This is a genomic window from Brevibacterium aurantiacum (assembly GCF_003932995.1).
GTDB classification, from domain to species: Bacteria; Actinomycetota; Actinomycetes; order Actinomycetales; family Brevibacteriaceae; genus Brevibacterium; species Brevibacterium aurantiacum.
On sequence record NZ_CP025333.1, the window covers coordinates 2,139,729 to 2,163,016 of the forward strand.

At 63.9% G+C, this 23,288-nt stretch carries 21 protein-coding genes and 1 tRNA gene; 8 read left to right on the top strand and 14 right to left on the bottom strand.

Annotated features, from left to right (window positions below):
- Positions 1 to 6 precede the first annotated feature (6 nt).
- Positions 7 to 816, top strand: coding sequence for a RecB family exonuclease (locus tag CXR25_RS09965; RefSeq protein ID WP_029416455.1), 810 nt, complete (start codon positions 7 to 9; stop codon positions 814 to 816).
- On the opposite strand, the gene CXR25_RS09970 is transcribed toward CXR25_RS09965, so the two are convergent.
- Entirely contained in the window at positions 794 to 1,453 is a 660-nt protein-coding gene (locus CXR25_RS09970) for an HAD family hydrolase (RefSeq protein WP_029416458.1), read from the bottom strand. The two genes, CXR25_RS09965 and CXR25_RS09970, sit on opposite strands and share 23 nt — an antisense overlap.
- A 22-nt stretch (positions 1,454 to 1,475) precedes the next feature.
- Between CXR25_RS09970 and CXR25_RS09975 the strand changes: the two genes are divergently transcribed.
- Positions 1,476 to 2,306, top strand: coding sequence for a proteasome assembly chaperone family protein (locus CXR25_RS09975; RefSeq protein ID WP_009881303.1), 831 nt, complete (start codon positions 1,476 to 1,478; stop codon positions 2,304 to 2,306).
- Between the two features lie 70 nt (positions 2,307 to 2,376).
- On the opposite strand, the gene mshC is transcribed toward CXR25_RS09975, so the two are convergent.
- The 3 genes from mshC to CXR25_RS09990 form a co-directional block, all read right to left on the bottom strand.
- Positions 2,377 to 3,636 (bottom strand): cysteine--1-D-myo-inosityl 2-amino-2-deoxy-alpha-D-glucopyranoside ligase, encoded by a 1,260-nt coding sequence (mshC, locus tag CXR25_RS09980; RefSeq protein WP_009881304.1) that lies wholly within the window; start codon positions 3,634 to 3,636, stop codon positions 2,377 to 2,379.
- Between the two features lie 73 nt (positions 3,637 to 3,709).
- Positions 3,710 to 4,522, bottom strand: a complete 813-nt coding sequence (locus CXR25_RS09985) for an SCO1664 family protein (RefSeq protein ID WP_114384906.1) — start codon at positions 4,520 to 4,522, stop codon at positions 3,710 to 3,712.
- A gap of 5 nt (positions 4,523 to 4,527) precedes the next feature.
- Complete coding sequence (locus CXR25_RS09990) at positions 4,528 to 5,091, bottom strand: DUF3090 domain-containing protein (RefSeq protein WP_096145573.1); 564 nt, start codon at positions 5,089 to 5,091, stop codon at positions 4,528 to 4,530.
- A 57-nt stretch (positions 5,092 to 5,148) separates the two neighbouring features.
- On the opposite strand from CXR25_RS09990, the gene CXR25_RS09995 reads away from it, so the two are divergent.
- Positions 5,149 to 5,430 carry a hypothetical protein gene (locus tag CXR25_RS09995; protein ID WP_096158745.1) on the top strand — a complete coding sequence of 94 codons (282 nt, stop codon included), beginning with the start codon at positions 5,149 to 5,151 and terminating at the stop codon, positions 5,428 to 5,430.
- A gap of 63 nt (positions 5,431 to 5,493) precedes the next feature.
- Here CXR25_RS09995 and CXR25_RS10000 read toward each other — a convergent pair whose 3' ends face one another.
- A complete protein-coding gene (locus CXR25_RS10000) occupies positions 5,494 to 6,396 on the bottom strand; it encodes an aldo/keto reductase (RefSeq protein ID WP_069600211.1) in 903 nt (300 codons plus the stop codon).
- A 69-nt stretch (positions 6,397 to 6,465) separates the two neighbouring features.
- On the opposite strand from CXR25_RS10000, the gene CXR25_RS10005 reads away from it, so the two are divergent.
- The gene (locus tag CXR25_RS10005; protein ID WP_114384907.1) at positions 6,466 to 7,299 is read left to right on the top strand and encodes an undecaprenyl-diphosphate phosphatase; all 834 of its coding nucleotides are present in this window, start codon (positions 6,466 to 6,468) and stop codon (positions 7,297 to 7,299) included.
- 128 nt (positions 7,300 to 7,427) lie between these two features.
- On the opposite strand, the gene CXR25_RS10010 is transcribed toward CXR25_RS10005, so the two are convergent.
- The gene (locus CXR25_RS10010; protein WP_096160731.1) at positions 7,428 to 8,132 is read right to left on the bottom strand and encodes a histidine phosphatase family protein; all 705 of its coding nucleotides are present in this window, start codon (positions 8,130 to 8,132) and stop codon (positions 7,428 to 7,430) included.
- Positions 8,133 to 8,169: 37 nt separating this feature from the next.
- On the opposite strand from CXR25_RS10010, the gene CXR25_RS10015 reads away from it, so the two are divergent.
- Together CXR25_RS10015 and CXR25_RS10020 are read left to right on the top strand one after the other, a co-directional pair.
- Positions 8,170 to 8,373, top strand: a complete 204-nt coding sequence (locus CXR25_RS10015) for a DUF5703 family protein (protein ID WP_029416462.1) — start codon at positions 8,170 to 8,172, stop codon at positions 8,371 to 8,373.
- Between the two features lie 10 nt (positions 8,374 to 8,383).
- Positions 8,384 to 9,361 (top strand): DMT family transporter, encoded by a 978-nt coding sequence (locus tag CXR25_RS10020; RefSeq protein ID WP_114384908.1) that lies wholly within the window; start codon positions 8,384 to 8,386, stop codon positions 9,359 to 9,361.
- On the opposite strand, the gene CXR25_RS10025 is transcribed toward CXR25_RS10020, so the two are convergent.
- The 5 genes from CXR25_RS10025 to CXR25_RS10045 form a co-directional block, all read right to left on the bottom strand.
- Complete coding sequence (locus CXR25_RS10025) at positions 9,315 to 10,622, bottom strand: M20/M25/M40 family metallo-hydrolase (protein WP_164513813.1); 1,308 nt, start codon at positions 10,620 to 10,622, stop codon at positions 9,315 to 9,317. The genes CXR25_RS10020 and CXR25_RS10025 overlap by 47 nt on opposite strands.
- Positions 10,623 to 10,792: 170 nt before the next feature.
- Positions 10,793 to 10,880 (bottom strand) — tRNA-Leu (locus tag CXR25_RS10030).
- A gap of 115 nt (positions 10,881 to 10,995) precedes the next feature.
- Positions 10,996 to 11,850 (bottom strand): MaoC family dehydratase, encoded by an 855-nt coding sequence (locus tag CXR25_RS10035; protein WP_096167348.1) that lies wholly within the window; start codon positions 11,848 to 11,850, stop codon positions 10,996 to 10,998.
- The gene (locus CXR25_RS10040) at positions 11,850 to 13,202 is read right to left on the bottom strand and encodes a 3-oxoacyl-ACP reductase (RefSeq protein ID WP_096167346.1); all 1,353 of its coding nucleotides are present in this window, start codon (positions 13,200 to 13,202) and stop codon (positions 11,850 to 11,852) included. The genes CXR25_RS10035 and CXR25_RS10040 overlap by 1 nt, the downstream gene beginning before the upstream one ends.
- The gene (locus tag CXR25_RS10045) at positions 13,199 to 14,488 is read right to left on the bottom strand and encodes an acetyl-CoA C-acetyltransferase (protein ID WP_125240538.1); all 1,290 of its coding nucleotides are present in this window, start codon (positions 14,486 to 14,488) and stop codon (positions 13,199 to 13,201) included. The genes CXR25_RS10040 and CXR25_RS10045 overlap by 4 nt, the downstream gene beginning before the upstream one ends.
- A 58-nt stretch (positions 14,489 to 14,546) precedes the next feature.
- Here CXR25_RS10045 and CXR25_RS10050 point away from each other — a divergent pair, with 58 nt between their 5' ends.
- Positions 14,547 to 15,134 (top strand): TetR/AcrR family transcriptional regulator, encoded by a 588-nt coding sequence (locus tag CXR25_RS10050; protein ID WP_009881317.1) that lies wholly within the window; start codon positions 14,547 to 14,549, stop codon positions 15,132 to 15,134.
- Positions 15,131 to 17,197 carry an acyl-CoA dehydrogenase family protein gene (locus CXR25_RS10055; protein ID WP_096145576.1) on the top strand — a complete coding sequence of 689 codons (2,067 nt, stop codon included), beginning with the start codon at positions 15,131 to 15,133 and terminating at the stop codon, positions 17,195 to 17,197. Before CXR25_RS10050 ends, CXR25_RS10055 begins: the two co-directional genes overlap by 4 nt.
- A 143-nt stretch (positions 17,198 to 17,340) precedes the next feature.
- On the opposite strand, the gene metX is transcribed toward CXR25_RS10055, so the two are convergent.
- The 3 genes from metX to CXR25_RS10070 form a co-directional block, all read right to left on the bottom strand.
- Positions 17,341 to 18,375 (bottom strand): homoserine O-acetyltransferase MetX, encoded by a 1,035-nt coding sequence (metX, locus tag CXR25_RS10060; RefSeq protein WP_096161961.1) that lies wholly within the window; start codon positions 18,373 to 18,375, stop codon positions 17,341 to 17,343.
- Position 18,376: 1 nt separating this feature from the next.
- Positions 18,377 to 19,699, bottom strand: a complete 1,323-nt coding sequence (locus tag CXR25_RS10065) for an O-acetylhomoserine aminocarboxypropyltransferase/cysteine synthase family protein (RefSeq protein ID WP_069600215.1) — start codon at positions 19,697 to 19,699, stop codon at positions 18,377 to 18,379.
- A gap of 179 nt (positions 19,700 to 19,878) precedes the next feature.
- The gene (locus CXR25_RS10070) at positions 19,879 to 23,262 is read right to left on the bottom strand and encodes an error-prone DNA polymerase (protein ID WP_009881321.1); all 3,384 of its coding nucleotides are present in this window, start codon (positions 23,260 to 23,262) and stop codon (positions 19,879 to 19,881) included.
- Positions 23,263 to 23,288: the final 26 nt, after the last annotated feature.

A 23,288-nucleotide genomic window follows, 5' to 3' on the forward strand; every position in this document is an offset into this window, starting at 1 on the left:
AGTCACATGGCCGAGCTGATCAGTCTTTCGCCCTCACGGGCAAACGACTTCGTACAATGTCCCTTGAAATTCCGATTCCGCAGCATCGACAAGCTGCCGGAGCCGCCTTCGCAGGCCGCCTTCAGGGGCACGGTCGTCCACTCCGTGCTCGAGAAGCTCTTTGAGCTGCCCGCTGCACGACGGACCCAGGATGTCGCCGAGTCGCTGCTGCGTCCCAGCTGGGACGAACTCGTCGACAAGGACCCCGAAGTGCTGGAGATCTTCGGAGACGAGGGTGAGAAGGAGACCTTCTTCACTACGGCCGCAAACCTGCTGCGTGCCTACTTCAGTCTCGAGTTCCCCGAGCACCTCGAACCGGAGCAGACGGAGAAGTATGTCCGCACCCAGCTCGACAACGGTCTCGAGCTGCGCGGCTTCATCGATCGGGTTGATGTCGCCCCGGGCGGTGAGAAGCGTCTGGTCGACTACAAGACCGGAAAGCAGCCCAAACCCCAATACGGCAGGGAGGCCCATTTCCAGATGGGCTTCTACGCCCTCGTCGAATATCGGCTCACGGGTGAACTCGTCCACACTCTGCAGCTCATGTATCTGGGGTCGCAGTCCATCCTCAAGTCTCATCCCACGATGAGTGACATCGAGCGCACCCAGTTTGAGATCGAGTCGATCTGGAAGGACATCATCGCCTCCGCCGAGGCTGATCGCTGGCGTCCGAAGAAATCACCCCTGTGCAACTGGTGCACCTTCAAACCGCTGTGCCCGGCATGGGGGAACACTCCCCCACCGACTCCGGAGATCACACGGATAGTCGGGACGTGAGCTCCTGCAGGTCAGCAACACCGCGCCCCTGAAGGCTCGACCACAGGTTCCGGCCCGGGCGCTGTTCGAGCTCAACCAGGTGCGGGATGCCGATGGCGATGGTCCCGGCCGCTTCCGCGCTGGCCAACCCAGGCTTTGAGTCTTCGAGCGCCACGCAGGCTCCCGGTTCCAGCCCCAGCAGCGCCGCACCCTTGAGGTAGGGCTCGGGATCCGGTTTGCCGGCGCTGACCTCGTCGCCGGCGATGAGGCCGACGAAGCTGCCCTCCGGGCATGCCGAGATGACGGCTTCGGCGAGTCGGCGATAGGACATTGTGACCATCACGCAGGGAATTCCGGCACTCACGATCGCGTCGAGGAACTCAAGAGCTCCCGGACGGAACGGCACTGAGGCTTCGATCTTCGCAACGACCTCGTCGAGGAGGGTGTCGACGATCTCTCGGGCGGGCAGGTCGAGTCCCGCGTCCTGCATCATCGCCGCAGAGGTGAGCAGATCATTGCCCACGAATTCCAGGCCCTGCTCTTCGGACCAGTCAATGCCGTGAGCGTTCATCAGTTCGGTCTCGGCCCTGATCCAATACGGTTCCGTATCAACCAGAGTTCCGTCCATGTCCCAGAGGACTGCGGCAGGATTCGTCATGATTCCAGCGTAATCTGGAAGCATGACTTTTCTTCCATCAGGGTCCGGGGCACTCGTGTTCATCGCCTTCGAAGGGCAGGATGCGGATGCTTCCGAAGCCGCAAGTTCGCTGGTCAAGGATCTCATCGATGCGTGGGAACTCAACGACAGTGAGATCTTGGACACCGACGGCTTCTATGAGTTCAGATTCTCAGAACCTGAGATCGTGCGAGACGAATCGAACCGCGCAACGATCGCCTGGCCGGGCATCGAAGTCCATCGGGGGCAGCACATGGGCACCCCGATCACCATCATTCAGGGACATGAGCCGGGTCTGAAGTGGCGTGAGTTCCTGTCCCTCATCCTCGCCGAGGTCACCGCCGAGGATTGCGTGGTCCTGCTCGGAGGGCTGCACGCCGAGGTCCCGCACACGCGACCGCTGCCAGTCGTTGCGAACACCGAAGACATTCGCCTCGCCACTCATCTGGGCATCGATGTCAACGGGTATTCGGGTCCGATCGGCATTCTCGGCCTCCTCGGCGTCGAATGCGACAGACGCGGGCTGCGCGCGATCAACCTGTGGGTCGGCGTGCCCGACTACCTCACCGACTCCCCCTCACCCAAGGCAGAACTGGCCCTCGCCTCGGCGGTGGAGAAGTACACCGGGCACGAGATCGACATTCCCGTGCTCGAAGAAGAGAGCCGAGCCTGGGAACTCGGTGCTGATGAGCTGGTCGCGCTCAACCCACATCTGGTGGAGCTGCTCAAGGGACTCGAAGAACTCAATGACTCCACTGAGCTGCCCGAAGCCAGCGGCGATGCGATCGCCGCCGAGTTCGAGCGCTACCTACGCAAACGCGGTCGCGAGAGGTAGTCGAGCCCGAGAGCCAGTCGACTCTGAGAGCCAGTCAGGCTCTCAGAGTCGGTCAGACCCTCAGGGTCGGTCAGGCGTGCAGATTGATGCCGAGCAGGGCGTCGACGGCGTCGGCGACCCTGTCTCCGCACACCGGCGCGGTCTCGGCCGCGGGTGAGTCAGCGTAGTGCTCGGCCCATTCGTCGAGAATGCCCAATGCACGGGGGCTGTCGAGGTCATCTGCCAGGGACTCACGCAGCAGCCCGATGATGTGCCCGCGCAGTCCTTCCCGACATTCGGCTTCGCACATCGCCGCATGCCTCCAGGCCTTCAGCCGCGCCGAGGCGGTTTCCAGCAGGTCCTCGGTGAAGTTCCAGTCGCTGCGGTAGTGGTTCGACAGCAGCACGGTGCGAATGACCATCGGATCAACACCCTGTTCGCGCAGCTTCGACACGAGCACCAGGTTGCCCTTCGATTTGCTCATCTTCTCGCCCTGGTATCCGACCATGCCGGTGTGCATGTAGGTCCGGGCCAAAGGTGTCTGCTTCCACGCAGCCGCGTGGGCTGCGCTCATCTCATGGTGTGGGAACACGAGGTCGCTGCCGCCACCCTGGACGTCGACAGGAAGCCCGGCATACTTGTCGGCGATGACGGTGCATTCGATGTGCCATCCCGGGCGTCCCGGCCCGAGCTTTCCGCCGTCCCAGGACGGTTCGCCTTCGCGTGCGGCTTTCCACAGCAGCGGGTCGATCTCATTGTCCTTGCCCGGAGTCTCCGGATCCCCGCCGCGTTCGGCGGAGAGTTTGGCCATCGTGGCCCGATCATCGTGGCTGACGCTGCCGAAGGGCGGATTGATCGGGGTGGAGACTCGGTAGTACACGTCACCGTTGTCGAGGGTGTAGGCGGCCCGCGAATCAACGAGGTCTTCCACCGCCTTCACGATCTGGTCGACGGACTCGACGACGCCGATGTAGCTCTGCGGAGGAAGCACACGCAGTGCGCTCATGTCCTCGCGGAAGAGTTCGATCTGGGATTCAGCGAGTTCACGCCAATCGACACCGGTCGCGTCGGCCCGCTCAAGCAGGGGGTCATCGACGTCGGTGGTGTTCTGCACATAGACGACGTCGAGCCCCGCGTCGCGCCAAACCCGGTTGAGCAGGTCGAACGCGACATAGGTTGCGGCGTGACCGAGGTGGGTGGCGTCGTACGGGGTGATTCCACATACATAGAGACCCGCTGCCTGGTCACGCCCTTTGAGTCTGCGTGGGCTCCGAGTGCCGGTGTCGAAGACTGTCGGCACCTTTCCGGAGCTGGTGAGGCGGGGTAGCTGAGGTTCGGACCATGACTTCACGGAGACTAGCCTAACCGAGTCATAGCAGAACGGCACTTCCTGCCTCAGACGATTCTCGCGGTCGTTTCTCAGCCTAGATCGGCGGCCAGGGGATGACGGTCCGATCTTCGGGCGGTTCGGGGAAGGTTCCGGCCTCCCCCAACGCCTCGGCGCGGCGCTGCAGGCTCTCGATTTCGTCCTCGTCCAGGCAGTCCTCCAGCGCGGAGACCAGCTCCGTGGGCATTCGAGCCACCTCGTCGAGAGCGTCGAGTTCTTCCACCTGGAACGACGAGCGAGAGAATCCCCACAGTACGGTCCGCAGCTTCTCCTCGGCATGGAATGTCAGACCGTTGTCGATGCCGTAGGTGCCGATGCTGGTCGGGCCGCTGCCCGGCAGGTAGCTGCCGGTGATGATGTGGCCGGCTTTTCTGTCGGCGTTGTTGGCCAGAAGGTCGAAGAAGGCGATCGCTCGGAGTTCGTCCCCGGTGTCGTGGGACAGCACGAGATCGGTGCCGTCCTCGGTGCGCAGGGCGAACATCGGGGTGTGATCGGCCGGGATGGCGTTGACCGTGGTGAGGGACACAGAGTCATCGTCGCCGGCGTCCTCGACGTAGGCCTGCAGGGAGCCTATCCCTGCCCCCAGACCTTCGCGCAGGACGGTCGGCGGGACCACGTTGAGGTCGAGGTGGGAGCTCAGTCGGTAGGACGCCACTTCACGCAATGACAGGGTGTGCTGCGGAAAATCGGCGAGGGGACGTTCTCCCGATGCCGGTTTGTAGACGGCTTTGAGGTGTGTGCCGGCATGGTCGACGACCACCAGGCGAGTGTCGTTGCTGGCTCGTGGGATTGCCCCCATCACGGTGCAGGAGCCTTCTTCCAGAGCCTGCCTGGCGAAATCTTCGTGCATGGGACTCAGGTTCGCGCAATCCCATTGGCGCGGGGGCACAGGTGGCCTTCTGGCTCCAACGGCAGCGAACAGAAGGGGCAGTCGCCACGACCGGCGGAGACGACCTGGTCGGCTCGGCGCGCGAATTCGCGGGAGCCGGCGGCGTCGAGAACGATGCGCAGCACCTCCCGGTCCACTTCATCGTCGTCGGGTTCTGCCGAGGTGCCCGTCTGAGCGTCCGCTTCGGTGAGTTCGAAGCATTCGACCACGAGCTCGTGGGCGACGGTGTCCCACCCCAGGCTCATGGTGCCGACCCGGAACTCCGGTTCGATCGGCACGTTGAGGCCGGCGTTGTCGATGCGTTCGTCGATGGCAGATTGGGGCACTCGCGCCGCAGGGTCTTTGACCATGACCATGTCGAGAAGTTCGGTGATCCGATCGGCGAGGATCTCGACCTGTTCCTTCTCCACCACCACCGTCGTCAGTGAACTTCCTGATTTCGCCTGCAAGAGGAACGTTCGCTCGCCGGGCAGACCGATCGTGCCGACGATGAAACGTTCTGGGGTGGGGTGGTCGTACAAAGCTGCCATGCCTTCAGCCTAGTTCAAAGACTTACATGTCCGACTTCCCTGGGATACATTTGAGTCATGAGCACTGATCCTCGTGAGGCCCTGGACGCATTCCTCGAAGCAGTGGGTGAGCACTTCGCTGCATCCGCACACCGCAATGGAGACCAAGACCCCCGTGTCGAAGCTGCCTACATGGCCTTAGCCGACGCCTTCGAAATCTACGAGGACGCGATCTATACCGCGTACGACGAGGTCACTCCGTTCGAGCTCTTCGACGATGTCGAAGACGCCAAGGAGGATGACGACGACAACGACCTCGACGGTGATTTCGCCGTCAAGGACGATGACGAGGACGACTGAGCTTCGTCGACCCTGTCTGAAACCTGGTCAGTCAGCCTGAACCTGGTCAATCAGGCTGCAGGATCAGGAGATCTGATCGAGCACCTCGGCGATCTCGGGTTCGAGTTCGACCTCGCTGCTGACCACCTGGGACAGCTGTTCGGGGGTACGGGCGGAGACCAGTGACGACGTGATGCCCTGGTACCTGTTGAATGCCAGTGCGATGTCCGCCGTGGTCACGCCCAGTGCAGCCGCAGCCTTGCGGACTCCTGCCAGCACCCGAGTCGAACGTTCGTCGAGGTAGGCACCCACATAGTCGGTGAGTTCACCCACCGCGAAACGCGAGTCCTGTGGAGTGCCGCGCCGATATTTGTCGCTCAGCACTCCCCTGCCCAGGCTGGCACCGGCGATGAGTCCCACCCCTGCATAGTTGGCTGCGGGCAGCAGATCGTTCTCCGCCTCCCTGTTGAGCAGGGAGTATTCGGTCAAGGCGCAGGCGATCGGCACGCCCGCTCCGCGCATCTCCGCCAGTTCCCAGCCGGCGTGGTGAGACACACCGACGTAGCGGATCTTGCCCAATGTCAGCAGGGTGTCGATCGCCGAGGCGGTCTCTGCCCTGTCCACGTCAGCATCGAAGACATCGAGGATGAGCACATCGATGTGCGAGCGTGCGGTCGTGCGCAGCAGCGAATCCACCTGGTCAAGGATCCGAGCTCGCCCCAGACCCACCTCGATGTGGGATGGCTCACTCATTGACACGCCCACTCGGGCAACCAACACGATCTCCTCAGAAAGTCTCAGCTGGGACAGCACCTGGGCCGCGTGGACACCTGAACTGGGAAGCTCAATGAGGTTCCCACCAGCACCGACGTACTCGTCGACGAGTCGCTGTGCGACTGCGGCGTCGACCCGGTGCCCCCATTCGAATGTGCCGAGACCCACTTCGCTGACTTCAAGACCGGTGCTGCCGAGGCGTTGTTGCTTCATGATTGTTGAGGTTACCCGATTCGGCGACTACCGTGGTTTCGTTCCCACCCCACTTTCTCTAGGAGACGCATGTACGACTGGCTGGTCGCCGCTGTGCTCGGCATCGTTCAGGCACTGACGGAATTTCTCCCTATCTCATCCTCTGCACATGTGCGCATCGTCGGAGAGTTCATGCTGCCGGGCCAGGACCCGGGAGCGTTCTTCACCGCCATCATCCAGATCGGCACCGAGGCGGCTGTCGTCGTCTACTTCTGGCGCGACATCGTCTCCATCATCTCCAAATGGTGCAAGGCGCTGGTCGGAAAGCATGACCGCAAGGACCCGGAGGTCCGGCTCGGCTGGCTGATCATCGTGGGCTCCATCCCCATCGTCATCCTGGGTCTGCTCTTCCAGGACGCTATCGAAGGTGCCCTGCGCAGCCTGTGGATCACCGCGACCATGCTCATCGTCTTCGGTCTCATCATCGGCCTCGCCGACTGGGTGGGCAAGAAGGAACGCACTCTCGAGGATATGACCTGGGGCCAGGGCATCGCCTACGGCTTCGCCCAGGCGCTTGCCCTCATCCCCGGAGTCTCGCGGTCCGGCGGCACGATCATGGCTGGACGCTTCATGGGCTTCGACCGCCCGGCAGCCGCCCGCTATTCGTTCCTGCTCGCCATCCCGGCCGTCCTGGGCTCAGGCTTCTATTCCGTCTTCCAGACGCTGGGCAGCACGGACATGGTCATCGGCTGGGGCCCGACGATCCTCGCCACCATCATCGCCTTCGGACTCGGACTCCTCGTCATCCATTGGTTCCTCGGATACGTGAAGACGAAGTCGTTCGCGATCTTCGTCTGGTACCGCGTGGCCCTGGGTCTCGTGCTCTACGTTCTGCTGAGCACCGGCGTTCTCGCCGCCACCTGAGCCACCGCCGCCACCCGAGCCGTCGGATAACGACCCAAGGGGTCAAGCCGAGAGAAGGGCGGTCACAGCAGCTGCTGTGACCGCCCTTCAGCGATTCAAGGAACCTTCAATGCTTCAAGGAACGAACTTCAGCGCAGCCCTCCGCCGCCCGGCGTGTTCCCCTCGGCCAGCCCTGCGGCGGTGATCGACATTGCACTCAGCACGGGTCGGGGTCCTGAGTAGTCGATGACGGTGAATGAGCCCGGTGCCACGCTGATGCGCTGAAAGTCGTCGAGCGGCATGGCCAGCGCGTCGGCGATGAGCGCCTTGATGATGTCTCCATGAGAGACGAGCATCGCCCACCGGCTGGTGCTGGTCTTCTTCTCATCGGAGTTTGGGTCTCGCTGCTTCTCGTCGTCGCGCTCTTCATTACGCAGCTCCTCGACGACGGTCGCTGCGCGTGCGACGGCACGCTCAGCCGCCTCGGCGATGGACTCTCCGCCGGGGAAACGTGCTTGGGATGCATTGTCGATGACGGTCTTCCACAGTTCTTCACCACCGAGGTCCTTGAGACTGCGTCCCGTCCACTCCCCGTAGTCGAGCTCGATGAGATCGTCGACGGCTGCCACGGTGTCGGCGCTGATCGTCTCCCGCGCGATCTCTGCGGTCTGCTCACACCGCAGAAGCGGCGAATGCAGCAGGCGGGAGAAGTGTTGGTTCGGGAGCATCCGCAGGGTCTCACGAAGGGCGCTGATACCCTGATCGGTCAGCGACACGCCGGGAGCGCGCCCGGCGAGGATCCCTGCTGTGTTCGCACTGGATACGCCGTGCCTGAGGAGAACGATGACGGGCATGCCATCAACCCTAGCCCAGATCATCTACAGTGGGCCTATGAAACGTCAGCGTCCGGCCATGACCTATGAGTTTCGCAAGGTCTCGTTCTCCAGAGATACACCCCGCTCGGTCAGTCTTCAGGAACTCAACGATGAGGCCGAATACGGCAAGTGGGAGCTCGCCCGGACTCGGATCTCCATGGGAGGCACCAAGACTGTCTGGCTGCGTCGCAAGATCATGCCTCTGACGTTGAGCAGCTGACACCACTCCTGTGAAATCACCCGCTGCGCTTCTTCCTGTCCTCTTCGCCGGCTTCGTCACCATCGTGGCCGGCGGTGCCATGTCTCTCCAAGGTCGCGCCAACGGCCTCCTCGGCCCGGTTCTGGGCCATTCGGTCTTCGCCGCGCTCGTGTCCTTCATCGTCGGGCTCATCCTCGTGGGGACGACGATGCTGTGCTCCTCGCGCTCTCGGACCGGTGCGCGGACTCTGATCCGCCTGGTTCGCAGCCGTGCGATGCCGTGGTGGATGCTCCTCGGCGGTCTCAGCGGCGGCCTCGTCGTCATCGCCCAGGCCTCGACTGTCCCGATCATGGGCGTCGCCATGTTCACGATGGCCTTTGTCTCCGGTCAGGTCACCGGTGGCCTTGCCGTCGATTCCACACGCCTGCCGCCGGGCGGGAAACAGCGTCTGACGGTCCTCCGGGTCTTCGGGGTCATCGTCGTCATCGCGGCCCTGGTCTACGGCGCGTCGGAGAGGCTCACGCTCGGAGTCCCCCTGTGGGCTCTGCTTCTGCCCTTCGTCTCCGGTGCTCTGACCTCCGTGCAGCAGGCGTTCAACGGACGGATCAAGTCAGCCACCGGGTCGGTCATCGTGGCCACCACTGTGAACTTCGCGGTGGGGTTCCTCGCGCTTCTCGTGGCTGCGGGAGTCATTATGCTCAGCGGAGTGCCCTGGGCAGGCTTCCCGACGGAACCGACTCAGTGGTGGATGCTGCTCGGCGGAGCCTTCGGAGTCATCTTCATCGGGCTGACCGCTCTGACTGTGGCCAAACTCGGTGTCCTCCTGCTCAGCCTGTTCTCGCTGTTCGGGAATCTCCTCGGCGCGTTGCTGCTTGATCTCCTGCTGCCGATTCCCGGATCCCTGGTGAGCACCACGACGGTCCTCAGCGCCGCCCTGGTGCTCGTCGGAATCGCGATTACGATTATGTCTTCATCAGGAAATCGCCCAGGACCCTCGCCCCGAACTTGAGCGCCGAAATGGGCACCCGCTCGTCGACGCCGTGGAACATGGCTGGAAAGTCGAGATCGCCGGTCAGCTGCAGTGGGGCGAACCCGTAGCCGGTGATTCCCAGCTCCGCCATGGACTTGTTGTCGGTGCCGCCTGAGAGCGTGTAGGGCAGAACCTTTGCTGTGGGATCGTCATCGAGCAGGCTCTTCTGCATCTGAGCAACCAGCGGGGTGTCGAAGGGGGCCTCCAGTGCGTCCCCCTCGTCATTGGCCTCGATGTCGATGCCCTCCCCCGCGAGCTCCTTGATCTTGAGCATCACATCCTCGTGCTGACCCGGCAGGGTGCGGCAGTCGACGTAGGCGGTGGCCGTGCCCGGGATGACGTTGTGCTTGTAGCCGGCGTTGAGGAATGAGGGATTCGAGGTGTTCTGCAGGGTGGGTGCGACGAACTTCTCGACCGAACCCAGTTCAGCCAGGAGCTCGCCGATCGTATCGGCACGGAATTTGATTCCGGTGATCTCTGCGACGCCCTCGAGGAGCTGCCTGGTGGCCACCGGGATCTCCTGCGGCCATGGGTATTCGCCGATGCGCGCAATAGCGGCAGCGAGACGCGTCACCGGATTGTCGTCGTTGCGCTGGGAGCCGTGGCCGGCCGTCCCATGTGCGATGAGGTTGAGCCAGGCGAGTCCCTTCTCAGCTGTCTGGACGAGGTAGACACGCTGACCTCGGACATCGACGGAGTAGCCGCCGACCTCGGAGATCGCTTCGGTGGCACCGGAGAAGAGCTCCGGGTGATTGCGGACCATGTACCGGGCGCCGTAGTTGCCCCCGGCTTCCTCGTCGGCGAAGAAGGCGATGATGAGATCACGACGGGGACGCAGACCCTGGCGCAGCATGTCTCGGACGGCGGCGATGATCATCGCGTCCATGTCCTTCATGTCAACGGCCCCGCGACCCCAGAGCAGCTCATCCTTGATGACACCGGCGAAGGGGTCCACGCTCCAATCCTCGGCTGCCGCCGGGACCACATCGGTGTGGCCGTGGACGACGAGAGCGTCGGCATCTGGGTCTGTGCCCTTGATCCTTGCCACCAGCGAGGCCCGTCCCGGTTCCGATTCGATGATGGTGGACTCCAGGCCCACCTCGTCGAACCAGGCGGCGATGAGATCCGCGGCAGGGCGTTCAGGATTGACCTTGTTGCCGCCCCAGTTCTGGGTGTCGATGCGGATGAGCTGCTGGCACAGAGAAGTGACCTCGGCTTCGGCGGCGCTGAAATCGTACACGGTGTCTCCCGTCGGATCGGTGGAAATCGCTGATGCGATCCACGTTATAGCAACTGCGTCGACGACACCGTAATATCCGCCAATCGTGATGTCGGGTGAGTGTTCACAGTCCCGCGTGAGTGAATGAGAAATGGCCTCCGGATCAGATCCGGAGGCCATTTCCTCTGTTGTGCGCGAAGGGGGACTTGAACCCCCACGCCCGATAAGTTGGGCACTAGCACCTCAAGCTAGCGCGTCTACCAATTCCGCCACTCGCGCTGGCAACAGAGATTACTTTACACGCGACTATCGGCCGTGCAAAATCAGATCGGCCGATTGTGACGCACGGCACTCAACTGATTTCGCTGAGCCTCTCACCGGCGCCTGCACACGCTCATTCGCGAAGTTCTGAGACCTCGGAGAGGATGTGCGGCTTGCCGAACTTGAGGTCGAAGACAGCGAACTTCGCGGCCTCATGCCGACGCCCCTCGGTGATCGCGAAACCGACCGTCGACGGCAGCAGCACGGGCTTGGCAAAGGACACGTCCCACCGGTAGGAGCTCAGCCTCGTATCGACCGCAGACAGGGCACGCGAGGCGCCGTACATTCCGTGGGCGATGAGCCGCGGGAAGCCGAAGCCCTTCGCCGCGAGTCCGTTGAGGTGGATCGGGTTGTAGTCACCCGAAGCGTGGGCGTAGCGCTGCCCGATGATCGGATCGAGTCGCCACAATGCGGTCGGGGTGGGAGCCGTGAACTCCTCCCGCGGTGGCTGCGGCTTCGATTCGGCATTGGGCAGCTTCTTGCCCTTGGCCAGATAGGTCGTGGTCTCGCGCATGCGCAATTCGCCTTCGACCTTGGCCTCGACGATGACCTCGATCGTGGTTCCAGCAGAATGCTGGAACGGACCGGCCAACTCCACATGGAAGTCGACGCTGTCACCGACATGTACGGCGCCGAGGCTGTCGATGCGGTTGTGGACATGGACCATGCCCATCATCGGCAGCGGCACCTCGGGGTCACCGAGGAGCTGCATGCTCAACGGGAACGCAAGCACGTGGAGGTAGCCGGGATGGACGGTGTTGCCCAGACCGGCGCCGACGACGGTGGTGAACCCCGCGTAGGCATCGGCCTCGATCGGCATACTGCGATCCAGGGCGCGGGTGGGCAGATCAGGACTCGTGCGTGTGCCCAACGGCAGTGCCTTGAGCACGGCCTTCGCGTAGAGCGGCAGCATGGATTCCTTCGCCATCACGCACCCACCATGTTCTGGCCGCACACGCGCAGTGTCGAACCGTTGATGCCCCTGGCCCCCGCCGAGGCGAGGAAGCCGATGGTCTCGGCCACGTCGACAGGGTGTCCTCCCTGCTGGAGGCTGGAGAGCCTGCGGGCGACCTGGCGGGTCAACGCCGGCATCTTGGCGGTCATATCGGTTTCGATGAAGCCGGGGGCCACAGCGTTGATCGTGCCGCCGAGCTTCGCGAAGTCCGACGCCGAGGCGGCTGTGAGTCCGATGACCCCGGCCTTCGACGTCGCATAGTTCGTCTGTCCGCGGTTGCCCGCAATGCCCGAGGTCGAGGCCAGTGACACGACCTGAGCGCCATCAGCGAACAGCCCCTTGGCCTGCAGGTGGGCGTTGATCCGGGCCTGGGAGGCGATGTTGACGGCGATGACGGAGTTCCAACGGGAGGCATCCATGTTCGCCAGCATCTTGTCACGGGTGATTCCGGCGTTGTGCACGAGGATGTCGACCGGTCCGCCGACAGCCTCGGCGATCTTCTCCGCCGCGGTGTCTGTGGTGATGTCGAGCTGGAGGGACCTGCCGCCGACTTCGTTCATCACCTCAGCCAGTGCCTGCCCGGCCTGGGGCATGTCGACGCCGATGACGTGGGCTCCGTCGCGGGCCAGGTTGCGTGCGATCGCAGCGCCGATTCCACGGGCGGCACCGGTGACCACAGCGGTGCGCCCGGCCAGCGGCCCAACGTCACCGGTGGACAGGAATTCCTTCATCCCGATCGGTGTGCCGGCCTGAGTCGAGACGGTGATGAACTGCCCCGAGACATAGGCTGATTTGCCGGAGAGCAGGAACCACAGCGCGGTGGCCACGGAGGGAGCCTGGACATCCACGCCGTCGAGGAGGATGCCGTTGGCGGTCGCTCCGCTGCGCATCTCGTGAGCCATCGACCGTGTCAGGCCGGTGATTCCCTGAGTCGCTGCCGCGAGCTCCGGGCTCTGCTGCTCAGGCTTGGGGGCTGCTGAGACTGTGATGACCCGACCGCAGCGGGCCAGTGATCGCAGTGCCGTTCCGATCTCAAGCACGGTCTCAGACAGGTCTGCGGGGGCTGACGCGTCATCGAAGACGGCGATGATCGCTCGCAGGGACTCCCCCGAGCTGGCATGGCGCCGAACTTCAAGACCGTTGTCGAGCAGCAGATCTGCCAGCTTCTGTGCCTCAGGCCCGGATCCGAGGACGAGGACCGGCTTCCGGTGGTAGTCCGCCGGTGTCGAGTCGAAGCGGTGCAGTTCGACCGGCTGGGGCAGGCCCAGGGTCTTCGCGACCTGCTTCAGTGGGCCGTTGACCAGGCCCAGGTAGGTGTCTTTCATGCTGCCTCCACAATCGCGGTGAGTCCCTGGCCGCCTGCTGCGCAGATCGAGACCAGCGACCTCTTCTTGCCTGTGAGCTTGAGGTACTTCGCGGTGGAGGCGATGATGCGTCCACCGGTCGCCGCGAACGGGTGTCCGGCGGCGAGGCTCGAGCCCAAGGGGTTGAGTTTGCTGCGGTCGATGGATCCCAGTGCCCCGTCGAGGCCTGCCTTATCGCGGCAGAACTTCTCCGATTCCCATGCCGCCAGGTGGCTGAGGACTGTCGAGGCGAATGCCTCGTGGATCTCGAAGACGTCGAAGTCCTCGAAGGTCAGGCCGTTGCGGGCCAGCAGGCGCGGGACTGCGTAGGCCGGAGCCATGAGCAGACCCTCGGCACCGTCGACGAAGTCAACTGCAGCGGCTTCGGCGTCGACGAGGCGAGCCAGGGGTGTGAAGCCGTGCTCGCTTGCCCAGTCCTCGCTGCCGAGCAGGACGGAGGAGGCTCCGTCTGTCAGCGGCGTCGAGTTTCCGGCAGTCATCGTGGCCGGAGTGCTCAGCTTCTTGCCGAAGACAGGTGAGAGCTTGGCCAAGGACTCGGCGGAGGAATCCGCGCGCATGTTCGTGTCCCGGCTGACGCCGAGGTACGGAGTCGAGAGGTCATCGAAGAATCCCTCGCCCCAGGCGCGGGCGAGGTTGTGGTGAGAGGCCAGAGCCAGAGCGTCCTGGGCCTCGCGGGTGATCTTCCACTCGGCGGTGGTGATCGCCTGGTGTTCGCCCATGCTCATGCCTGTGCGCGGCTCAGCTGTCGACGGAGCCTGCGGAGCCAGGTAGGCGGGACGGATCTGCGCGGCGATCTTCGCCCGCTGCGCAAGTGTCTTGGCCCGCGTGAGCTCGAGCAGGATCTCACGCATCGAGTCGTTGACGACGATCGGCGCGTCCGACGCTGAGTCCACACCCGATGCGATGCCCGACTCGAGCTGGCCGGCGTTGATCTTGTTGTTGAGGCTGACCACGGTCTCAAGGCCGGTGGCGCAGGCCTGACCGACGTCGAATGCGGGAGTGGTCGGCGACAGGGCGGAGCCGAGCACCGCCTCACGAGTCAGGTTGAAGTCCTTCGAATGCTTCAGGACAGCACCGCCGGCGACTTCACCGATGCTCTCTCCGGCGAGGCCGAAGCGGGCCACGAGTCCGTCGAGGGCGCTCGTGAGCATATCGAGGTTGCTTGCTTTGGAGTACTGCTTGTTCGAACGAGCGAACGGAATGCGGTTGCCGCCGAGGATGACAGCGCGCTGATTGGGAGTGGACATTTGCACCTCCGGTATATGGATTTAACTGTTACAGACAGTACCTGATACCGTCTGTCACATGAAATCGCTCACAGATGGTCGGTCCACTCGGTGGCAGCAGCATCGCGACCTCAGGCGCCGAGAACTGCTGCGCGCCGTCCGGCATGTCGTCGACGAGCACGGAGACGAGCTGTCGATGGAGCAGATCTCGGAGTATTCGGGCACCACCAAGTCCGTGCTCTACAGGTATTTCACGGATCGTGCCGGACTGCAGGCGGCAATGGGCGAATGGGCGATGGATGTCATCGCCAAGTCACTCGATGACGCAACAGCAGCCTCGGCGCAGGATGCACTCACCAAGATGATCCATGCCTTTGTCGCGCTCGCCGCAGAATCACCGAATATCTACCGATTCTGCGATACGGCAGTCAACCGCTTCGCACCGACGGAGACCGGCGGGTTCTTCAACTCGATCGCCGGCCTCCTCGCCGAGAGGCTGTCCCTGGAAGGAACGCAGGGACGCCTCTGGGCAGCAGGTGCGATCGGGTTCGTGCGTGCCGCGACCGAAAGCTGGCTGGCCGATCCCAGCCGCCCCGATGAATTCGCCACCGCAATCAGTCAATGGCTCTGGGCCTCGTTGCCCGCAAAACTAGGAGTAGACGAATGAAGCTTTCCCTTGATCCACAGGCGATCAACAATGCCCTCGATGGCCGGTGGGCCGAGGCTCGGCGCCAGGGCAGGACCCTGGCACTCGAAGAGATCACGCATGAGGATCCCGCCGATGACCTCGAGACCACGCGGGCGAAGACGCTCGCCGGGGTCGAGCTCATGGCCGACACCGGGCTGCCGATGGTGGCGCTGCCGCCCGCACTCGGCGGCCGCAACGAGCATGCGACCAATATCGCCAGCTTCGAGGAGACAGTCACAGCCTCACCCAGCCTGCAGGTCAAGGCCGGCGTTCAGTTCGGACTCTTCGGCGGAGCGATCCTGCACTTGGGCAATGCCGAACAGCACGACGCGTGGCTGGTCGCGGCGCAGACGGGCAAGCTGCTGGGCTCGTTCGCGATGACGGAGATCGGTCACGGCTCAGATGTGGCCGCGGTCGGGACCACGGCAACCTATGAGGTCGACAAGGACGAGTTCGTCATCGACACGCCCTTCCGTGCCGCGACGAAGGAATACATCGGCAATGCAGCCCGCGATGCCCGTGCCGCAGTGGTCTTCGCTCAGCTCATCACCAACGGCGTCAACCACGGTGTGCACGCATTCTTCGTGCCGATCCGTGACGAGGACGGCACCATCCTGCCGGGAATCAGCATTGAGGATGACGGCTACAAGGGTGGCCTCAAGGGCGTCGACAACGGTCGGATCGTCTTCGAGCAGGTCCGGATTCCTCGCTTCAATCTGCTCGATCGCTACGGTGCCGTGGATGCTGACGGGAAGTACACCTCCCCCATCGATTCCCCCGGACGCCGCTTCTTCACCATGTTGGGAACCCTTGTCCAGGGTCGTGTCTCCCTTGACGGTGCGGCCATCGTGGCGTCGAAGCTGGCGCTGGACATCGCCGTGCGCTACGGGCTCGAACGCAAGCAGTTCACCACTGTCGATGACATCAACGAGACCACCCTGCTGGACTACCAGCAGCACCAGCGCCGCCTCATGCCGGCCATCGCCTCGGTCTATGCCTCGGCCTTCGCCCACGAGAAGCTGCTCAACTCGTTCGAAGAGGTCTTCTCAGGCGCCGACGAGAGTGAAGAGAACCGGGCCCTGCTCGAAACCCGTGCAGCGGCGTTCAAGGCCGACACGACCTGGATGGCCCTCGACGTCATCCAGGAATGCCGGGAAGCGTGCGGCGGTGCCGGTTACATGGCCGAGAACCGTCTGGTGGGACTGCGCGCCGACCTCGACATCTATGCCACCTTCGAGGGAGACAACACCGTGCTCCTGCAGCTGGCAGCCAAGCGCCTCCTCGGCGACTATGCGAAGGAATTCGCCAATATCGATGTCGGCGGGGCCGCCCGCTACATCGGCACCCAAGCAGCCGAGCACACGCTCTACCGGACCGGACTGGCAAATGCGGGACTGGCCATCTCCGATGTCTTCACCCCCAACCTCGGCGAGAAGCGGATCCGGTCCGGACGCCTGCAGCGTTCGCTGCTGGAGACCCGGCTCGAAGTCATGGTCTCCGGCCTCGCGCAGGCGCTGCGCCCGGCGATGAAGATGTCGGCGGCAGACGCGGCCGACCTGTTCAATTCCAATCAGCATGAGTTCATCGAGATGGCTCGTGCCTACGTTGAGCTGGAGAAGTGGAAGGCCCTCGACGAAGCGATGAGGGAGCAGCAGGACCCCGTCCAGAACAAGCTGTTCCGGCGTCTGCGCGATACCTATGGTCTCAGCCTCATCGAGAAGCATGTGGGCTGGCACCTCATGTACGGTCGCCTGCCGATGCTGCGTGCCCGTCAGCTCAACGAGACGCTCAATCGCCTGTGCGCGAAGCTCTCGGCCAATGCTCTGGACCTGGTGGACGCCTTCGGCTACGGCGATGACCATCGTCGCGCCACGATCTCGACCGGCGTTGAGGCCGAGCGACAGGACGAAGCCGCGGACTACTACCGTCACTCCCGCGCCCAGGAAGACTATGCGGTGCCGGAGAAGCAGCTGCGTAAGGCCGAAAAGGCAGCGAAGAAGGCAGCCGAGAAGGATGCTCGCAAGGCGAAGGCCGGGAAGTAGAAGGCTTCACTTCCGGTGAGTCCTGACAGACAGTGAGTCCTGACAGACAGTGAGTCCTGACAGACAGTGAGAGGGCCGTGCGGCGAATCAGCCGCACGGCCCTCTCATGTGTTGTGCCCGGCGTGTTGTGCCCAGGCAGGCGATCAGGTGTCGAGGAAGCCCTTGAGTGCCGTCGAGACAGCCTCGGTTTCGGTGAGGAAGCCGTCATGGCCGATGCCGGAGTCGATGACGTGATGGGTCACGTCTCCGGGCAGGTTCTGGGCGAGGAGTTCGACCTGCGCGGGCGGGAACAGCCGATCCGAGGAGACGGAGACTACGAGGTTGTCGACGCAGGCATCGGCCAGTGCAGTCGTCAGGTCGTGTGAGCGACCGATGCGCACATCGTGGTCTCGCAGGGCTCGGGTGAGCACGACGTAGCTGTGCGGGTCGAACCGTGCGGTGAGCTTCTTTGCCTGGTGGTCGAGGTACGAGGTGACTTCGTAGTAGTCAGGCGATCGGCGTCGCCGGGAGAATCGGTTGTTGAGGTCGACATCGTTGCGGTACGTCAGGTGGGCGATCTGGCGTGCCAGACCCAGCCCCTGTGCGGGGAAGGCCCCGACCGCGGTGTAGTCACCGGAATAGTAGTCGGGGTCGAGTTCGATCGCGCGCTCCTGCATCATCGCCCAGGCGATCTGATCGGCTTCGCAGAAGGCCGGTGCTGCGATGATCGCGCACTTCTTCACCTTGCGTTTGTCGAGGAGCGCGAATTCGAGGGCTCTGGCTCCGCCCATCGATCCGCCGATGACGGCATGCCAGGAGTCGATGCCGAGGATCTGAGTGAGATTGTGTTCCAGTCGGGCCATATCGCGGATGGTGACCTGAGGGAATCTGGATCCGTAGGGCAGCCCGTCGTCATAGACGGACTGCGGTCCGGTGGTTCCCGAGCACCCGCCGAGCGAATTCGCGCACACCACGAAGTATTTCTCGGTGTCGATCGCCTGCCCCGGACCGACGATGCCTGCCCACCATTCGGTGACGCTGGTGTCGCCGGTCAGGGCGTGTTCGACCAGGATCGCATTGCTGCGCTCCGTGTTGAGTGTGCCGAAGGTCTCATAGGCGACTTCGACAGTTCTGAACGTGTGTCCGGATTCTGTGACGAAGCCCAGGATTCGCTCGACGGAAGTGCTCTGGGTGGTCATGTCAGGCGGCGGCCGATGCGATCGCTGCGGCAGCGGCGAAGCCCTTGTCGAGGTCGGCGATGATGTCGTCGCTGCCTTCGAGTCCCACGGACAGACGCACGAAGGCAGGGTTCACGCCGGCGGCGGCCTGTGCCTTTTCGTCCAGCTGGGCATGGGTCGTCGATGCCGGGTGGATGACCAGCGAGCGGACGTCGCCGATATTGGCCACGTGGGAGTGCAGTTCAAGTGCGTCGACGAATGCCACGGCGGCGTCGAAGCCTCCGGCGATGTCGAAGCCGAGGACCGATCCGACACCGTTGGGCAGGTACTTCTTGGCCTTGTCGTGCCAGGGGCTGGACTCGAGTCCCGCGAAGGCGACCCGGCTGACCTGGTCGTGGCTTTCGAGGTAGGAGGCAATCTTGTTCGCGTTCTCGACGTGGCGGTCGATGCGCAGGCTCAGGGTTTCGATTCCCTGGGCGATGAGGAATGCGTTGAACGGGCTGACGGCCGGTCCGAGGTCGCGCAGACCCTGCACACGGGCCTTGAGGCCGAAGGAGACGTTTGCGCCGAAGGCCGAGTCCGCGCCGAGGTCGCGAGCGTAGACCAGACCGTTGTAGGACTCATCTGGGGTGTTGAAGCCGGGGAACTTCTCCGGCTGTGTGCCGTAGTCGAAGTTTCCGCTGTCGACGACGACACCGGCGATCGAGTTGCCGTGTCCGCCGAGGTACTTGGTGGCCGAGTGGAGGACGACGTCGGCACCGTGCTCGATCGGGCGCACCAGGTAGGGGGTGGCCAGGGTGTTGTCGGCGAAGAGCGGAACACCGGCTTCGTGGGCGATGTCAGCCACTGCTGCGATGTCGAGGACATCGGAGCGGGGGTTGGAGACAACCTCGGCGAAGAAGAGCTTGGTGTTGTCCTTCGCTGCTGACTTCCAGGCCTCGAGGTCGTCGACGTCGACGAAGGTGGTTTCGATGCCCAGCTTGCGCAGGGTCACGTGAAGCAGGTTGTAGGTTCCGCCGTAGAGGCTGGAGCTGGCGACGATGTGGTCACCGGCTTCGGCGATGTTCGTGATCGCCAGCAGGGCTGCCGACTGACCTGAGGCCGTGAGCACGGCGTGGACGCCGCCTTCGAGGTCGGCGATGCGGTTCTCCACGACCTCGGTGGTCGGGTTGGTGATGCGGGTGTAGATGGGGCCGAGCTCGGCCAGGGCGAAGCGGTTCGCGGCCGTCTCATTGCTGTCGAAGACGAACGAGGTGGTCTGGTGGATGGGCAGCGCCCGGGAGCCCGTGGCCGGGTCCGGTGTCTGGCCAGCATGGATCTGACGAGTTTCGAATGACTGGGTCATGATGTGTCTCCTTCGGGTACGGGTGAGTCGCCCGTGGTGGTCCGCGCGATTGTTTGTGGTGATGTCACTACTGTCTTCGACTCTGTGACTTCCCCGATGCGATCTCGTCATGTTCATGTCACCTGGCGTCATGTTTCGTCACACCACTAGTTTTCGCAGCGCTCACACCGCCAGTCCCCTCAGCGGAAGTTGCGGGCCTTGGTCGGCAGCTGCACCTCGAGTGGGATGAGCTTGTGCGCGTAGAGGCTCACGACCTCTCCTCCGCGTTGGATCAGCCCGGTGACCACGAGTGCGTTGCGTGAGGTTGCGATCGGCCTGAACCTCTTCATCAGCCCGGCAGTGGCCACGACGTTGAGCATCCCGAATTCGTCCTCGAGGTTGATGAATGTGATTCCCGAGGCGGTGGCCGGGCGCTGTCGGTGGGTGACGATGGCGGCCACCGTCATCCGAGTCCCGTCCGCGGCCGCAGCGGCATCAGCCGTCGAGGCATAGCCGCGTTCGATCAGGGACGCTCGCAGGATCTCGGTCGGGTATCCGTCGACGGTGATCCCGGTGGAGAAGAGTTCTGCCAGGGTCGTATCGAAGGCGTCCATGGTCGGCAGGGTCGGTGCCGAGGAGATCGTGGCGGTTCCCGGCAGCACGCCCGGGTGTGCTCCCGCGACCCCACCGGCCAGCCACAGTGCCTGCCTGCGATCGAGGTCGAAGCAGCTCAGCGCCCCCGCGGTCGCGAGTCCTTCGAGGCCCTGTTTGCCGATCCCGGTGCGTTCGGCCAGGTCCGCCACCGAGGTGAATGGTGCCTTCGCGCGTTCGGTCACGATCACCTCGGCGAAGGACCCGACATGAGACACCGAATCCAATCCCAACCGGATCCCGAACTCGCCCGAGTCTCCGGTGCCATCGGACTCGAGTCGTTCCAGGTCGCTGCCGGCCATCGAGTGGCGGATGTCCACGGGCAGGATTCTCACCCCGTGTCGGCGGGCGTCGGCGACGAGGGACTGCGGCGAGTAGAAGCCCATCGGCTGGCTGCGCAGCAGGCCGACGGTGAATGCCGCATGGTGGTGGTATTTGAACCAGGCCGACTGATAGACGAGGTTGGCGAAGCTGATCGCGTGGGATTCGGGGAACCCGTAGTTGGCGAACGCGGCGATCGTGGAGAAGATGGACTCCGCGGTCTCCTCGTCGACTCCGTTGGCCGCAGCGCCTGTTTGGAATTTCTGGGCCAGCTCGGTCATCCGCTTCTCTGATCGTCGCGATCCCATCGCCTGCCGCAGCTGGTCGGCATCGGCCCCGGTGAAGCCGCCGACGTCGATGGCCATCTGCATGAGCTGCTCCTGGAACAGCGGCACCCCGTAGGTCTTGGCCAGGGATTTGCGCAGCAGCGGGTGGAGGTACTCGACCTTGTCCAGGCCCTGCCGTCTGCGGATGTAGGGGTGGACGGAACCGCCTTGGATGGGGCCGGGCCGAATGAGGGCGACCTGAACGGCGAGATCATAGAACGTCTCCGGGCGCAGGCGGGGCAGGGTCGCCAGCTGAGCCCGTGATTCGACTTGGAAGACGCCCACCGCATCGGCCTTCTGCAGCATCGTGTAGACGGCTTCGTCCTCGTCGTCGATGTGGGCGCGTTCGATGAGCTCGCCGGTGTGCCGGTGGACCAGGTCGACCATCTCGTGGAGTGCGGTGAGCATGCCCAGTCCCAACAGGTCGAACTTCACCAGGTCCATGACGGCGCAGTCGTCCTTGTCCCATTGGACGACGGTGCGATGGCCCATCGTGGCCTTCTCGATCGGAACGACCTCACCGATGGGACGATCGGCGAGGATCATGCCGCCGGAGTGGATGCCCAGGTGACGGGGTGAGCCCAGCAGGTCATCCGCGATCGTGAGCACAGGCGCGGGGACCGGGGAATCCTCCGCCTCGGGCAGGGTCGACCAGCGGTTGCTGGCCTTTGAGAACGCATCCTGCTGCCCCGGTTCGTAGCCGAGGCTGAAGGCCGCGTCACGGATGGCTGATTTCGCCCGGTAGGTGATGACGTTGGCGACCTGGGCCGCCCGCTCACGGCCGAAGTGGTCGTAGACGTATTGGATGACTTCTTCGCGCCTGCCCGATTCGATGTCGATGTCGATGTCCGGATAGCCCTTGCGGTCCGGTGAGAGGAAACGGTCGAAGAGGAGTTCGTGCTTGACCGCGTCGACGGCGGTGATGTCGAGGACATAGCAGACCGCGGAGTTCGCCGCCGAGCCTCTCCCCTGGCAGAAGATGGCCACCCGATGGCAGAACTCGGTGATGTCGTAGACGATGAGGAAGTATCCGCAGAATCCCAGCGTCGCGATCATGTCCATCTCCCGATCCAGCTGGGCCCAGGCCTTCGGGTTCTCTGCTCGGGTCCCGTAGCGCCTGGCACCGCGATCTTCGATGAGCTCACGCAGATATTCCTCGGCCCCACGGTCATCAGGCATCGGCGCACGCGGCAGATCCGGGCGGGCCGAGTTCAGGACGAAGGAGCATTCCCGGCCGATGGCCACCGCGTTCTCCAACGCCTGACGCGGGAAGCGTGCCGCCATCTCCTCCCCCGTGTGGATCCGAGCGTTCGCCGTCGCCGGCAGCCACCCGGCCAGTTCGTCGAGGGACAGCCTGGACCTCACCGAGGCCCGCACCTGGGCTGACTTCCACTGCGCCCGAGTGGCGAAATGGACGCTGTTGCTGGCCACGATCGGCAGGTGGGTGCGCTGAGCCAGGTCGCCGAGGTGGCGCAGCCGTTCATCGTCATCCGGAGTCCCATCCCGGCTGAGTTCAACCGCGAGACGGTCGGCTCCGAAGAGCGCGATGAGTTTGCGCAGGGCACCGAGTCCCCCGTCCGGGTCATTCAGGGCTCGACGCAGGGGGCCTTTGCGGCAGCCGGTGAGAATCGTCCAGTCACCGCTCATCGCTGCCAGTTCCTCGAGGCCGAACACCGGTCGGTTCTTCTCCCCCGCCAAGTTGGCCTCGGTGATGGCCATCGAGAGTCGGTGGTATCCCTCGACTCCACGAGCAAGGACCAATAGGTGGGTGGCATCGGGATCGGTCTGGCCGGGGATCTTCTCCTCCAACCCCACGGACAGCTCAGCACCGAAGACGGTGGGCAGACCCACCTCGGCGGCGGCATGGGCGAACCGCACCGCACCGTAGAGACCGTTGTGATCGGTCAGCGCCAGGGACGTCAGCCCCGCGGCTGCACCCGCGGCCACGAGCTCTTCGGGGTCCGAGGCTCCATCGAGGAAGCTGAACTGGGAATGCACATGCAGCTCCGCCCACTCGACGCTCGAGGTGCGCAGGATGGGGCCTTGACCCGGTCCCGAATAGCGGCCGGCACCGTCGGAGCCGCCAGGACCCACCGAGACCTGATGCCGGTCGGGGCGAGAGAAGGCGGGCGCGTCGGATCCGTCGGCGTGTTCGTCAACCGATCGCCTGTTGACCGTCTGCCTGTCGGTGACCTGTTTGCGGTCGACCTGTTTGCTGCTGGTCTGCTTGCCCTCCAGCCGCTGGGCCAGCTGGGACCAGGGTGTGCGCGGATTCGAAAAGCCCATCAGCGGTTCAGCTCCCTCATCTCGGT

Coding starts and splice junctions, on each gene's coding strand:
- CXR25_RS09965 (WP_029416455.1), top strand. CDS start 7: ATGGCCGAGCTGATCAGTCTTTCGCCCTCACGGGCAAACGACTTCGTA.
- CXR25_RS09970 (WP_029416458.1), bottom strand. CDS start 1,453: ATGACGAATCCTGCCGCAGTCCTCTGGGACATGGACGGAACTCTGGTT.
- CXR25_RS09975 (WP_009881303.1), top strand. CDS start 1,476: ATGACTTTTCTTCCATCAGGGTCCGGGGCACTCGTGTTCATCGCCTTC.
- CXR25_RS09985 (WP_114384906.1), bottom strand. CDS start 4,522: ATGCACGAAGATTTCGCCAGGCAGGCTCTGGAAGAAGGCTCCTGCACC.
- CXR25_RS09990 (WP_096145573.1), bottom strand. CDS start 5,091: ATGGCAGCTTTGTACGACCACCCCACCCCAGAACGTTTCATCGTCGGC.
- CXR25_RS09995 (WP_096158745.1), top strand. CDS start 5,149: ATGAGCACTGATCCTCGTGAGGCCCTGGACGCATTCCTCGAAGCAGTG.
- CXR25_RS10000 (WP_069600211.1), bottom strand. CDS start 6,396: ATGAAGCAACAACGCCTCGGCAGCACCGGTCTTGAAGTCAGCGAAGTG.
- CXR25_RS10005 (WP_114384907.1), top strand. CDS start 6,466: ATGTACGACTGGCTGGTCGCCGCTGTGCTCGGCATCGTTCAGGCACTG.
- CXR25_RS10010 (WP_096160731.1), bottom strand. CDS start 8,132: ATGCCCGTCATCGTTCTCCTCAGGCACGGCGTATCCAGTGCGAACACA.
- CXR25_RS10015 (WP_029416462.1), top strand. CDS start 8,170: ATGAAACGTCAGCGTCCGGCCATGACCTATGAGTTTCGCAAGGTCTCG.
- CXR25_RS10035 (WP_096167348.1), bottom strand. CDS start 11,850: ATGGCGAAGGAATCCATGCTGCCGCTCTACGCGAAGGCCGTGCTCAAG.
- CXR25_RS10040 (WP_096167346.1), bottom strand. CDS start 13,202: ATGAAAGACACCTACCTGGGCCTGGTCAACGGCCCACTGAAGCAGGTC.
- CXR25_RS10045 (WP_125240538.1), bottom strand. CDS start 14,488: ATGTCCACTCCCAATCAGCGCGCTGTCATCCTCGGCGGCAACCGCATT.
- CXR25_RS10050 (WP_009881317.1), top strand. CDS start 14,547: ATGAAATCGCTCACAGATGGTCGGTCCACTCGGTGGCAGCAGCATCGC.
- CXR25_RS10055 (WP_096145576.1), top strand. CDS start 15,131: ATGAAGCTTTCCCTTGATCCACAGGCGATCAACAATGCCCTCGATGGC.
- metX (WP_096161961.1), bottom strand. CDS start 18,375: ATGACCACCCAGAGCACTTCCGTCGAGCGAATCCTGGGCTTCGTCACA.
- CXR25_RS10065 (WP_069600215.1), bottom strand. CDS start 19,699: ATGACCCAGTCATTCGAAACTCGTCAGATCCATGCTGGCCAGACACCG.
- CXR25_RS10070 (WP_009881321.1), bottom strand. CDS start 23,262: ATGGGCTTTTCGAATCCGCGCACACCCTGGTCCCAGCTGGCCCAGCGG.